The sequence below is a fragment of the Shewanella sp. Koi 1 genome (assembly GCF_052907445.1).
This window is the reverse complement of sequence record NZ_JBREJM010000001.1, coordinates 2773843-2787352: the sequence shown is the minus strand read 5'-3', so window position 1 is coordinate 2787352 and position 13510 is coordinate 2773843. Positions and strand designations below refer to the sequence as shown.

At 47.2% G+C, this 13510-nt stretch carries 13 protein-coding genes; 11 read left to right on the top strand and 2 right to left on the bottom strand.

Annotated features, from left to right (window positions below):
- The first annotated feature begins 2 nt into the window (after positions 1-2).
- The 7 genes from ACUZ8J_RS12180 to ACUZ8J_RS12150 all read left to right on the top strand — a co-directional run bounded on the left by ACUZ8J_RS12180 (position 3) and on the right by ACUZ8J_RS12150 (position 8483).
- Positions 3-710: a succinate dehydrogenase iron-sulfur subunit gene (locus tag ACUZ8J_RS12180; protein WP_037417461.1), complete on the top strand. Its 708-nt coding sequence runs from the start codon at positions 3-5 to the stop codon at positions 708-710.
- A gap of 215 nt (positions 711-925) precedes the next feature.
- Complete coding sequence (gene sucA, locus ACUZ8J_RS12175; RefSeq protein ID WP_446693955.1) at positions 926-3745, top strand: 2-oxoglutarate dehydrogenase E1 component; 2820 nt, start codon at positions 926-928, stop codon at positions 3743-3745.
- A gap of 48 nt (positions 3746-3793) precedes the next feature.
- Positions 3794-4990, top strand: a complete 1197-nt coding sequence (gene odhB, locus ACUZ8J_RS12170) for a 2-oxoglutarate dehydrogenase complex dihydrolipoyllysine-residue succinyltransferase (RefSeq protein ID WP_011622415.1) — start codon at positions 3794-3796, stop codon at positions 4988-4990.
- A gap of 118 nt (positions 4991-5108) precedes the next feature.
- On the top strand, positions 5109-6275 hold the full coding sequence (gene sucC, locus ACUZ8J_RS12165; protein WP_011622416.1) for an ADP-forming succinate--CoA ligase subunit beta: 1167 nt from the start codon (positions 5109-5111) through the stop codon (positions 6273-6275).
- Positions 6275-7147, top strand: a complete 873-nt coding sequence (gene sucD / locus ACUZ8J_RS12160; RefSeq protein ID WP_011622417.1) for a succinate--CoA ligase subunit alpha — start codon at positions 6275-6277, stop codon at positions 7145-7147. The genes sucC and sucD overlap by 1 nt, the downstream gene beginning before the upstream one ends.
- Before the next feature lie 381 nt (positions 7148-7528).
- Positions 7529-7936, top strand: coding sequence for a nucleoside diphosphate kinase regulator (gene rnk, locus ACUZ8J_RS12155; RefSeq protein WP_446693954.1), 408 nt, complete (start codon positions 7529-7531; stop codon positions 7934-7936).
- A gap of 49 nt (positions 7937-7985) precedes the next feature.
- Positions 7986-8483, top strand: a complete 498-nt coding sequence (locus ACUZ8J_RS12150; protein WP_446693953.1) for a GNAT family N-acetyltransferase — start codon at positions 7986-7988, stop codon at positions 8481-8483.
- A gap of 91 nt (positions 8484-8574) precedes the next feature.
- Here ACUZ8J_RS12150 and fur read toward each other — a convergent pair whose 3' ends face one another.
- Complete coding sequence (fur, locus tag ACUZ8J_RS12145; RefSeq protein WP_011716738.1) at positions 8575-9006, bottom strand: ferric iron uptake transcriptional regulator; 432 nt, start codon at positions 9004-9006, stop codon at positions 8575-8577.
- 256 nt (positions 9007-9262) lie between these two features.
- Between fur and cobB the strand changes: the two genes are divergently transcribed.
- From cobB to corA, 4 genes are all read left to right on the top strand, one after another.
- Positions 9263-10009, top strand: coding sequence for a Sir2 family NAD+-dependent deacetylase (gene cobB, locus ACUZ8J_RS12140; RefSeq protein WP_446693952.1), 747 nt, complete (start codon positions 9263-9265; stop codon positions 10007-10009).
- Between the two features lie 11 nt (positions 10010-10020).
- Complete coding sequence (locus tag ACUZ8J_RS12135) at positions 10021-10470, top strand: ATP-binding protein (protein ID WP_446694935.1); 450 nt, start codon at positions 10021-10023, stop codon at positions 10468-10470.
- Between the two features lie 236 nt (positions 10471-10706).
- Positions 10707-11069: a hypothetical protein gene (locus ACUZ8J_RS12130; RefSeq protein WP_446693951.1), complete on the top strand. Its 363-nt coding sequence runs from the start codon at positions 10707-10709 to the stop codon at positions 11067-11069.
- A gap of 125 nt (positions 11070-11194) precedes the next feature.
- Entirely contained in the window at positions 11195-12142 is a 948-nt protein-coding gene (gene corA, locus ACUZ8J_RS12125; protein ID WP_086904051.1) for a magnesium/cobalt transporter CorA, read from the top strand.
- Between the two features lie 73 nt (positions 12143-12215).
- Here corA and ACUZ8J_RS12120 read toward each other — a convergent pair whose 3' ends face one another.
- Positions 12216-13478: an HD-GYP domain-containing protein gene (locus ACUZ8J_RS12120; protein ID WP_446693950.1), complete on the bottom strand. Its 1263-nt coding sequence runs from the start codon at positions 13476-13478 to the stop codon at positions 12216-12218.
- Positions 13479-13510 lie beyond the last annotated feature (32 nt).

Here is a 13510-nt window from a genome sequence, read left to right as displayed (position 1 = left end):
AGATGAAATTGGAATTTGCAGTTTATCGCTACAATCCTGATGTAGATACAAAGCCTTACATGCAGGATTACAGCCTTGAAGTGGCTGCTGGCACTGACATGATGGTGCTCGATGCACTGATCAAGTTAAAAGAACAAGACCCAACCTTAGTGTTCCGTCGCTCTTGCCGCGAAGGTGTTTGTGGCAGCGATGGCCTGAACATGAACGGTAAAAACGGTCTGGCTTGTATTACCCCAATCTCTACTTTTAAAGGTAAGAAGTTGGAAATCCGTCCACTGCCAGGTATGCCAGTTGTACGTGATTTAGTGGTTGATTTAACTCAGTTCTACAAGCAATACGAGAAGATTAAACCCTTCCTTATCAACGATGATAAGCAGCCTGCTCGTGAACATTTACAGTCACCTGAACAACGTGCCCATTTAGATGGTCTTTATGAATGTATCATGTGTGCCTGTTGTTCAACGGCTTGTCCATCATTCTGGTGGAATCCTGATAAGTTTATCGGTCCTAGCGGTCTGCTGCATGCTTACCGTTTCTTGATCGACAGTCGCGATACAGCAACAGAAGAACGTCTTTCTGAGCTGGACGACGCCTACAGCGTATTCCGTTGCCACGGCATCATGAACTGCGTTGACGTTTGTCCAAAAGGACTTAATCCGACCAAAGCAATCGGTCATATTAAGTCAATGCTGCTTAAGCGAGCGGTGTAATGCGAGAACCTGAGCTGAAATCAATAATAATATAGCTCTCAAAGAGTCACTTTCTGGGCATAGAAGGTGGCTCTTTTGTGTATGTAATGGAAGACAACGCGCCGTGAAATCTGGATATTCTAGGGGCGGCAGAAATTATGTATCAAAGGTCCTGACCTGAGATCACATAAAAAAACTATGGCTAAGCACGTGTATAAAGTTTGAAAGGAATAGAAATGCACCAAGGCATCATGAAAGCCTGGCTCGAATCATCTCACTTAAGTGGTGCAAATTCGACCTACGTAGAAGAGATGTATGAAGCCTATCAAGAAGACCCTCAGTCAGTTTCTGACGATTGGCGTGCGGTTTTTGATAATCTCCCTCCGGTGAACGGTGCCTCTAAAGACGCGCCAGAAGCGGCCCACTCAAAAGTACGTGATTATTTTCGCAGTTTAGCGATGGAAGGACGTCATAAGAGCGCAGCTCGTGTGACCGATCCTGAGTTGGATGCTAAGCAAGTTAAAGTGCTACAGCTAATCAACGCCCACCGTTTCCGTGGTCACCAAGGTGCTAACCTTGATCCATTAGGTTTGTGGAAACGTGAACCTGTTGCAGATTTAGATCCCGCATTCCACGGTCTAACCAAAGAAGACATGGAGCGTGAGTTCAACACTGGCTCATTCGCCCATGGCGGCGAAACCATGAAGTTGGCTGATTTAGTGAAAGCGCTAAAAGCCACTTACTGTGGTTCTATCGGCGCCGAATACATGCATATTACCGACACCGATGAAAAGCGTTGGATCCAACAACGTCTCGAACCATCCTTAGGTAAAGCCAACTACGATAAAAACGTTAAGACCCGCATTCTCGAAGGCCTAAATGCTGCTGAAGGCATTGAAAAATATTTAGGCGCTAAATTCCCAGGCGCAAAACGCTTCTCGTTAGAAGGCGGCGATGCGTTAGTCCCTATGATGCGCGAAATCATTTATCGCGCAGGCGAAGCGGGCACTAAAGAAATCGTAGTCGGTATGGCTCACCGTGGTCGTTTAAACGTACTGGTGAACGTCTTAGGTAAGCGTCCAGCAGAACTGTTTGACGAGTTCGCCGGTAAGCACGCCGATACCCACGGTTCAGGCGACGTAAAATACCATCAAGGTTTCTCTTCAGATTTCGAAACGCCGGGCGGCAACGTGCACTTAGCACTGGCCTTTAACCCATCACACCTTGAAATCGTTAACCCTGTGGTTATGGGCTCTGTACGTGCTCGTCAAGACCGCCGTGGTTGTAAAGACGGTTTACAGGTGATGCCAATCACGATTCACGGTGACTCTGCAATTGCTGGTCAAGGTATCGTGCAAGAGACATTCAACATGTCTCAAACCCGTGGCTTTAAAGTGGGTGGTAGTATCCGCATCGTTGTCAACAACCAAGTTGGTTTTACAACGTCAAACCACTTTGATGTGCGTTCAACTGAATACTGTACTGACATCGCTAAGATGGTTCAGGCACCGATTTTCCACGTGAACTCTGACGATCCAGAAGCCGTTGCCTTTGTTGCTCAGCTTGCTGTTGATTATCGTAACGAGTTTAAACGTGACGTGGTGATTGACTTAGTGTGTTATCGTCGTCATGGCCACAACGAAGCTGACGAGCCAAGTGCAACTCAGCCATTGATGTATGCCAAGATCAAGAAACACCCAACGCCACGTAAGATCTACGCTGACAAACTGATCGCCGAAAACAGCATCGGCGCTGATGAAGTGACCAGCATGATCAATACCTACCGTGACGCCTTAGACCAAGGTGACTGTGTGGTGAAAGAATGGCGCCCAATGACACTGCACACAGTGGATTGGACTCCTTACATTGGCCGTGAGTGGGACGAAGCGTATCAAGCATCTCTGCCACTGGCGCGCTTACAGAACCTAGCTGAAAAACTAAGCTACGTTCCAGAGAGCCACCCATTGCATTCACGCGTTGCTAAAATCTATGGCGATCGCGTTGCTATGGCGAAGGGCGAGAAGTTACTCGACTGGGGCTTTGCTGAAACCTTAGCTTACGCCACGATTCTTGAAGACAAGCAACGTGTTCGCATTACAGGTCAAGACTCTGGCCGTGGTACTTTCTTCCACCGTCACGCGGTTCTGCACAACCAAAACGATGCGACAACATACTTACCACTGCGTAACTTGTCTGAAGACCAAGGTCCAATCGACATCACTGACTCAGTATTGTCTGAAGCATCAGTATTAGCCTTCGAATACGGCTATGCGACTGCGGAACCTGGTGGTCTGGCGATTTGGGAAGCCCAATTCGGCGACTTCGCTAACTGTGCCCAAGTAGTTATCGACCAGTTCTTGTCGTCTGGTGAGCAGAAGTGGGGTCGTCTATGCGGTCTGACCATGCTGTTACCACACGGTTACGAAGGTCAAGGTCCAGAACACTCAAGCGCCCGTTTAGAGCGTTTCTTGCAGCTATGTGCTAACCACAACATGCAAGTTTGTGTGCCATCAACGCCAGCACAGGTTTACCATATGCTGCGTCGCCAAGTGGTGCGCCCAATGCGTCGTCCACTGGTGGTGATGTCACCTAAGTCATTGCTACGTCACCCATTAGCGGTTTCTAGCATGGAAGAATTGGCTAATGGCAGCTTCCAAAACGTGATCGGTGAAATCGATACGTTAGAAGCGAGCAAGGTCGATCGCGTCGTGTTCTGTAGCGGTAAGGTATACTTCGAGCTGCTGGAAAAACGCCGTAAAGAAAACATCAATAACATCGCAATAATCCGTGTCGAACAGTTATATCCGTTCCCACATGAAGAAATGGTTGCAGCTTTAGCTGATTACCAACATGTGAAGGATTTTGTATGGTGTCAGGAAGAGCCGCAAAACCAGGGTGCTTGGTACTCTAGCCAACATCACTTCTGGGCTGCTATCCCTGCGGGTGCAAAACTGACCTACGCTGGCCGTGAAGCGTCTGCTGCACCAGCCTGTGGTTACCCAGAGCTGCATGCTCACCAACAAGAATCTTTAGTGAACAGTGCCCTAAAGCTGTAATAGCTAAGACTGTAGTAATAGACATTTTATAAAAAAGGATCGTTTTTCATGAGTATCGAAATCAAGGTACCCGTACTGCCAGAATCTGTTGCCGACGCAACTATCGCCACTTGGCACGTAAAAGTGGGTGAGCAAGTTTCTCGTGATCAAAATCTGGTTGATATTGAAACTGACAAAGTCGTACTGGAAGTGGTTGCACCAGAAGATGGTCACATCGGTGAGTTCCTGTTCCAAGAAGGTGACACCGTTCTGGGCGAGCAAGTGATTGCTAAGTTCATCGCGGGTGCGGTTTCTGGTCAAGAAGTGACTAAAGCCGAAGCTGAAGCTGCTGCACCTGTTGCCGCTGCTGCGACTGAAGAGTCTAACGATGCATTAAGCCCATCAGTACGTCGTTTACTGGCTGAGCACAATGTTGATGCGAGCAAAGTGAAGGGCACTGGTGTCGGTGGCCGTATCACTAAAGAAGACGTTGAAGCCTTTATCAAGTCTGCGCCTAAAGCGGCTGCTGCCCCTGCGGCTCCAGCGGTACAACCTTTAGCGGCAGGTCGTAGCGAGAAGCGTGTTCCAATGACTCGTTTACGTAAGACTATCGCTAACCGTTTATTAGAAGCGAAAAACTCTACCGCGATGCTCACGACGTTTAACGAAGTGAACATGAAGCCAATCATGGATATCCGTAAGCAGTACCAAGATATCTTTGAAAAGCGCCACGGTATCCGTTTAGGTTTCATGTCTTTCTACGTGAAAGCGGTGACTGAAGCGCTGAAACGCTTCCCAGAAGTGAACGCGTCAATCGACGGTGACGATATCGTTTACCACAACTACTTCGACGTCAGCATCGCTGTATCGACTCCACGTGGTCTGGTCACCCCAGTATTGCGTGATACCGATACCATGAGCCTGGCTGATATCGAAAAAGCAGTACGCGATCTGGCGATCAAAGGCCGTGATGGCAAGCTGACTGTGGCTGATATGACTGGCGGTAACTTCACTGTGACTAACGGTGGTGTATTCGGCTCGTTAATGTCTACCCCAATTTTAAACCTGCCACAAAGCGCGATTTTAGGCATGCATGCTATTAAAGACCGCCCAATGGCAGTGAATGGTCAGGTTGAAATCCTGCCCATGATGTACCTAGCTCTCTCATATGACCATCGTATTGTCGATGGCCGTGAGTCAGTTGGCTTCTTAGTCGCCATTAAAGACTTCTTGGAAGACCCAACTCGTCTGCTACTTGACCTATAATTTAACGCGCTAAACGATCACGTTTAACCTGTTAGTTAAAGACAAGAGTCAGACATACCCTCGTGACTGGCCCCGTGGGGCCAGTTGGATTTGATTAGAAGTATACGGATAGATCATCATGAATTTGCATGAGTATCAGGCAAAATCCCTATTTGCCGAATATGGTTTACCAGTGTCAGAAGGTTTTGCATGTGATACAGCCCAAGAAGCTGTAGAAGCGGCAGGCCGTATTGGCGGAAATTTATGGGTTGTTAAGTGTCAAGTACACGCAGGCGGCCGCGGTAAAGCGGGTGGTGTTAAAGTCACTGGCGATAAAGAAGAAATCAGAGCCTTTGCCGAACACTGGTTAGGCAAAAATCTGGTGACTTATCAAACAGATGAGAAAGGTCAGCCGGTTGCTAAAATTTTAGTAGAAAGCTGCACCGACATCGCTAACGAACTGTACTTAGGTGCAGTAGTTGACCGTGCTACCCGTCGCGTGGTGTTCATGGCTTCTACCGAAGGTGGTGTTGAGATTGAGAAAGTGGCCGAAGAAACGCCAGAACTCATTCACAAAGCGATCATCGATCCACTGACAGGTCCTCAACCATACCAAGCACGTGATCTTGGCTTCAAACTGGGCTTAAACCCAACTCAAATGAAGCAATTCACCAAGATCTTCATGGGTCTGGCGACTATGTTCGTTGATCACGATTTCGCACTGCTGGAAATCAACCCACTGGTTATCACCACTGAAGGTAACCTGCACTGCTTAGACGGTAAAATTGGTATCGATGGTAACGCACTGTTCCGTCAACCAAAAATCAAAGCAATGCACGATCCATCACAGGATGACGCCCGTGAAGCTCACGCTGCAATGTTCGAACTGAACTATGTTGCGCTGGACGGAAACGTGGGTTGTATGGTGAACGGTGCTGGTCTGGCGATGGGTACTATGGACATTGTTAACCTGCACGGCGGCAAGCCAGCTAACTTCCTCGACGTAGGTGGTGGCGCGACCAAAGAACGTGTTGCTGAAGCATTTAAGATCATTCTGTCTGACAGCAATGTGAAAGCCGTTCTGGTTAACATCTTCGGTGGTATCGTACGTTGTGACATGATCGCAGAAGGTATCATTGGCGCTGTTAAAGAAGTGGGCGTTAAAGTGCCAGTTGTAGTGCGTTTAGAAGGTACTAACGCTGAATTAGGCCGTGAAGTATTAGCTAAATCAGGTCTTGATATCATTGCAGCTAACAGTCTGACTGATGCGGCTGAGCAAGTAGTTAAAGCTGCGGAGGGCAAATAATGTCTGTATTAATTAACAAAGATACCAAGGTAATCTGCCAAGGCTTTACCGGTGGTCAAGGTACTTTCCACTCTCAACAAGCGATCGATTACGGTACGCAAATGGTCGGTGGTGTATCTCCAGGTAAAGGCGGTACTGAGCACTTAGGTCTGCCAGTGTTCAACACTGTGAAAGATGCTGTGGCTGCGACTGGCGCTACTGCTTCTGTAATCTACGTTCCTGCTCCTTTCTGTAAAGATGCCATCCTTGAAGCAATCGACGGTGGTATTGAGCTGATCGTTTGTATCACTGAAGGTATCCCAACACTGGATATGCTGGAAGTGAAAGTGAAGCTAGAAGAAACTGGCGTTCGCATGATCGGTCCAAACTGCCCGGGTGTTATCACTCCAGGTGAATGTAAGATTGGTATTATGCCAGGTCACATCCACTTAAAAGGCAAAGTCGGTATCGTTTCTCGTTCTGGTACGCTGACCTATGAAGCGGTTAAGCAAACGACTGATGAAGGTTTCGGCCAATCTACTTGCGTAGGTATTGGTGGTGACCCAATCCCAGGTACTAACTTCATCGACGTATTGGAAATGTTCCAAAACGATCCACAGACTGAAGCCATCGTGATGATCGGTGAAATCGGTGGTACTGCTGAAGAAGAAGCGGCTGCTTACATCAAAGCTAACGTGACTAAACCTGTTGTGTCTTACATCGCGGGTGTTACTGCGCCTGCGGGTAAGCGTATGGGTCACGCGGGTGCAATCATTGCTGGCGGTAAAGGTACTGCTGCTGACAAATTTGCGGCATTAGAAGCCGCGGGCGTGACAACTGTCCGCTCGTTAGCAGATATCGGCAAAGCGCTGCGTGCTAAAACGGGTTGGTAATCTAACCGTTAACACACGAAAAGGCGCCTAAGGCGCCTTTTTTATTGCGTGTCTGTTAGCCAGTGCCGATCAGTAAAGTGTGAGAATGGGACAAAGCTAACATCGCGCAGGCTAGCATTTTTATTTACAAAGGGTTAGATTGGGCTTCTCTACCAAACGTCATCACCTGATGGACGTGTGAATGCATTAGTAGAGCCACAACCCTAAGCCCTGCGCTTATGGCACCACGGCTGTTCAGCAATACATCTTGTACTTAATTACCACGCGATTGCGGCATTTAGCTGCGAGCGTATTTTTTTATTGGTTTATCCCATTGGGGGAGGATAAGCCCACAGCAGATGTTTAACCCTAAGGGACATCTATTTACACGAGGGAAAGACTGTGAAAACACCAAAGATCATTATTTCAGAAATCGATTTAGAAAGACTCGAGCGTCTACTGGAGTCATTACCAGCCAACGCCTTTCCAGGACGCGCGGCATTGGAGGCGGAACTTGACCGAGCCGATATTGTGCCCGCCGCGCAGATGCCTAGTAATGTGGTGACGATGAATTCTGAGGTGAAATTTAGTGTGTCCTCCAGTGACGACACCTTCTGTTTACGGTTAGTTTATCCCAAGGATGCGACAGGTGAGGGTACGATTTCCATTCTTGCGCCCGTGGGCAGTGCTTTATTGGGTTTATCCCAAGGGGATGAAATCGAATGGCCAAGACCCGGCGGTACTATGGTCAATGTTCGTATCGAAGAAATTATGTATCAGCCAGAGCGAAGCGGTGACTTCCACCGTTAATCACAGCACTTGATGTGAGTGTCTAGAGGGCAATATGAAGGAAGCCAATATGATTATACAGACAGAGCGTTTAATACTCAGACCATTTACCGAGCAGGATATCGATGCCCTCTACTTGATGAATAGCATTCCTGAGATGCTTAAATACATCCCTGTTGCGCCGTTTACTGCTCCAGAGCAGGCGCGGGAGTTGTTCCATAACGTGATTTTGCAGGATTATCAGCAACGGGGATTCGGCCGCTGGGCCGTCGAACATAAGGCTGATAAGAAGGTGATTGGTTTTTGTGGACCTAAGTTTATTCCCGAATATAACGAAGTCGAAATTGGCTATCGTTATTTTCCCGAGTATTGGGGCAAGGGGATTGGTACCGAGGCTGCTCAAGCTGCAATCAGCGTGTTTCCGCAGTTTGGCATTACGCAAATCATTGCATTGATCCTAGAGGGTAACATTGGCTCTGAGAACGTTGCTAAACGCATAGGCATGCATTGGCGTGAACCAAGTGAGTTTATGGGACATAAAGTGAATGTGTACGCGAAGGTGCTCTAACTGTGCATGAGCGTTCTAATAAAAAACCAGCCTAGATGGCTGGTTTTTTATTAGGTGTGTATGGTTAATATCCAGATTGAGCTAAATCTGCTTACTCGTCGTTATGATCGCACTTATCGTTGGTGCAATGACCGTACAAATATAAGCTGTGGTTAGTCAGTTTAATGTTGTACTTGCTGGCGATTTCGTCTTGACGACGTTCAATTACTTCATCTGAAAACTCAATCACTTTGCCACAGGAGAGGCACACTAAGTGATCGTGGTGGTGTTGAGTCGATAACTCGAATACCGCCTTGCCACTTTCGAAGTGGTGGCGAGATACGATACCGGCATCATCAAACTGGTTTAATACACGGTAAACTGTTGCTAGACCAATTTCTTCACCTAAATCGAGCAGTTTCTTATATAAGTCTTCTGCACTGATATGTTGGTTTTCAGGTCCTTGCATCAGTTCTAGGATCTTGACTCGTGGCAGGGTGATTTTCAAACCGGCTTTTTTTAGCGCTTGATTTCCATCTGTCATTGCTAATCTCTTGATTGCAGAACCAATAGGTTCATCCGTGGATAGTGAATGCCATTATAGGGGGTCAAATTAAAAACTTAAACCTTTGTTCTAGCTTTATGGGTCTATATGCAGATAAATTGTGTCACTTAGCGCGAAATTGCAATAAATTGCGGCAATTCAAGCATAGTTTTTGTAAGGTTATACCAAGGAATAATGTTCACGACGCGCAAATGTCGGGACAATGGACAGAATAATTACAATAAAAGGAAGCGGTATGTACCAGCATATTGTGGTGTTAACTGGCGCGGGCATTTCTGCCGAATCGGGATTACGTACCTTTCGCGATCAAGATGGTCTATGGGAAGAGCATCATATTGAAGACGTGGCTACTCCCGAAGGTTATGCCCGCGATACCGAACTGGTTGAGCGATTTTATAACAGCCGTTGGGAGCAATTGCACAGTGGCACTGTGATGCCTAATGCGGCGCATCTGGCGTTGGCTAAGCTAGAGGCGGAATTTGCCGGGCAATTATTGATTGTGACCCAAAACATTGATGATCTACACGAACGTGCGGGTTCTCGGCGCTTGTTGCATATGCATGGCGAATTATCCAAAGGTCGCTGCCCTCGCTCTCGTCAAACTTTCTTATTAAGGGAACCCTTCGGGCCCAGTAACTGTTGTACCTGTTGTATTCCTGCGCAACGATTACGCCCCCATGTGGTGTGGTTTGGCGAAATGCCGCTGGGGATGGATAGAATTCACGATGCGCTCGATAACTGCGATTTATTCATTGCCATTGGTACGTCGGGCACTGTGTATCCGGCGGCAGGGTTTGTCGATACGGCCAATCATCATGGCGCGCAAACGGTGGAAGTTAATTTAGTCACACCTGATAGACACAGTCAGTTCCAATATCATTTAACCGGTAAGGCAGGGGATTTGGTGCCTAAATTGGTCGATATCATACTCGCAGGCAAAGTGATTGGCTCAGATTTAGCCGAGTCTGATGTAAAAGAATGAGCAACGAGCCCATGACGCAAAAACTGGCGATTATTATGCGGGGATTACCGGGCAGCGGTAAATCCCATTGGGTCGAGCAGTTTGTGGCTAATCTACCGTTAGAAGAGGCGATTCGCGTTCGCCAAGGCGGCATTTTTTCGACCGATAGTTTTTTCTACGAGGGAGAGGAGTATCGATTCGATGCGAAAAAACTCTCCGAATACCATCAACGTAATTTAACCGCGTTTATTCACGCGCTCAGTAGCGCTCAGTCTATCGTAATTTGTGATAACACTAATCTTTGCCGCTGGGAATACATGGCCTATGAGGCAGCTGCGAAAGCCTTAGGTTATCAAGTGCGTATCGTACTAGTGGGGGAGCCTTCAGCGCGCGCGCATCAACAACTGTGCGCCGAGCGTAATCGTCATGGTGTGCCGCTAAGTCAAATACGGCGTATGGCAGCGCAGTTTGAGGCATTCTAGGCGCCTCTGTATCGCATGTAGCTGGCGTTTAGCGTGTCACCACTTTGAATGACTAGGCTTTCAATCGACTCGATTTTCTCGGTTAGATGTTAACTTGTCATCTTCTGCTGTTAGTCTGATATTGAATTATGCGGCTATATCGCCGCAATATTGTGTTGCATAAGCTTGATCTTAATGACAGTTTCGCATTTCAATGTCGATTATAATCGGTTAAGTCCCGCCCTTTGGAGTGTCCCTTGTTAACAAAACTGCTGCTCACCTTAGCCGTTATCATTATGGCGATTTTACTGCTGGCCAATCGGCGGCCTAAGCAGGCGTCTGCCACTTCGGTAAATCTTCTGCCGATGCCGAGTCTGTGGCGTCGTTATGGCATGCGGGCAGCATTTTTACTGCTGGGGCTGAGCCTTTTAAGCTACAGTGTGTGGTACTGGTACGATCAACATAAAGTCGTGACTGTAACGATAGTGTCTTCAGCTGGTGTGTTATCCGGCGTGTACAAAGCGCGCAAAGGGGATATTTCGGAGGCCAAAATGGTGACGATTGAGGGCGTACACATTCGCTTTTCTAATGCGGAGCGGTTAGAAATTCTCGAAGACTAACACAGATTTATTTTATGAATTTTTCGCTCCCGCCTTTTCATTACTAAGTTATGCGTTAAACTAGCGACAATTTTTTAGCCTGCACTTAAGTGGACTTTTTGCTTAAGTTTTTTTCAGGAGGACACATGATTACTGCCTATGTCTACGAAAACCGTCAACTGACGGTCACTGAGATTAACACACAAGACAGTATTCCGGCGTCGACCATATGGTTGGATCTCTATAAACCTGATGATGCAGAGCGAGAATGGTTAAGTCGTTTTTCCGTTGAAGAAGTGCCCGACGAAGAAGATATCAACGAGATTGAGGCCTCAGCGCGTTTTTATCAAAACAGCGACGGCTTACATATCAATTCGTTATTCCCCCAGCGAGTGGGGCAAGACGTACGTGGGGTGAACGTTTCCTTTAACCTGCGGACGAATTTTCTGTTGACCATACGTGAAGAGGATGTCGGCCTGATCCGTTTGTTGCGTAACTACTTACGCCTTGGTCGGTTAGAAGTCTCAACCCCGCAGGAATTGTTCCTCGAACTCTTTAATCTGAAAGTGGATTATCTCTCCGACTTGATTGAGGACGTGTATACGGTTCTTGAAAATGTGGGTGAGCAAGTGTTTGATAATGATGAGCTGGATGATGTGTTCAAACTCATCACCTTGCAGGAAGACTCGAACGGTAAAATTCGTTTAAGTTTGCTCGATACCCAGCGCTCGCTTCGTTATATGCAGCGGTACTACCGCGGGCAATTGTCCGATGAACATTTAAAAGATTTACGCGAAATGCTTTCGGATATCGAGTCGTTAATGCCACACAGTCAGTTTATCTTCGATAAGTTAAACTTTTTGCTCGACGCCGCCATGGGGTTCAGTGGGTTACAGCAGAATAAGATCATTAAAATCTTCTCGGTTGCGGCTGTGGTGTTTCTACCGCCCACGCTGATTGCCAGCAGCTACGGAATGAACTTCCATGGAATGCCTGAGTTAGGTTGGCAATATGGGTATCCGATGGCGATATTGATGATGCTCGCAAGTGCTGCGGGGACCTATTTCTTCTTTAAACGCAAACACTGGCTTTAATCGCGAGTATTAACGTGGATGCAAAAAAGCCGGAGTACTCCGGCTTTTTATTGGGCGAATGAATCCCGTTGGTTTATTTACGGCTATCGCCACCAAAGTAGTAACTCACGCGTTCACGTGGATTGAGGTATTCATGCACTTTTTCGGGGAGTGCTGCGGGTGGCAGGCAACGGACAATACTGATCCCTTCGACTTCTAGATCGACAATTGGCGCCTGATCTTTAGGCACGAGCGCATCGTACACAAGGATTTTCGGGCACAGTAGCTTTTGCAGATTGACCGACATCACCATGGCATATTGACCGCTCGACAACTCCACCACACTTCCCGGTGGATAAATGCCCAGCATTTTGATCATCTTGCCAATATATTCCTGATTTAATTTGGTTTTATATTGTTTATATAAATAGCCTAAGGCAGCGTAGGGCATGCGCGCCTTGCCCTGATTACTCGGATAACAAAGCGAGTCGTACTCGTTCACGACAGCGAGCAGCTGGGAGATTTTATCCAGTTCTGCTTCCTTTAATCCCTTGGGGTAACCTGTGCCATCGAGATACTCATGGTGATTGGTGATAGGAGCGAGCGCCGCCTCGGGGAAATTCTCGGCGAGCTTAAGCAGTTCAATCCCCAGCAGCGGATGTTGTTTGATAAAATTTAGCTCTGGCGCGGACCAAGGTGTGGTCTTTTTCAAAATCTGCGGTGGCACTTTGAGTTTACCGACATCGTGAAACAGTGCACTTAAGCCCACCAATTCGATTTCACTACGGTCCCACTCCATTTCTTTGGCGATAAGCATTGAGAGTATCGCCACGTTTAGCGAGTGGTAGTAAATGCTCTCATCTTGCTTAGCATCGCTCATTAAGTGCAGGACGAGGTTATCGGAGTTCAGTAGTTGCTCGACTATGGTATGCACTAAATCCTTGGCATCATCCACGGCGTTGAGCGGGCGATTACGAAGTTTGGCGATAAGGCTGCGCATCATAGCAACCGAGCGGGTAAAGTTTTGCTCGGTTTTGTGAATATCGCGGCGCAGCTTTTTTTGTACTTCAATTTGCTCGGCTTTATAGATATCCATATCATTTTTTAAACTATGGATATCTGCGCTAGGGGGAATTTTAATGGGATTGACGGCCTCAGCGGCCAAAGGCGTGGTTTCGCTACGCTCTAAATCGACAATAACGTATTCAATACCAAGGTTTTTAATTAACTCAATTTGCGCAGCTTGCTTGATATGAAAGCTACTGAATAAAAAAGGATGATCTTTCCAGGCCACGGGTAAACGCACAAAATTACCCACCTGTAATTGATGAACTGAGACTTTACAGCTTTTTTTCATATTCTTGTTATCGTGAAGCCAATGGAGTTATT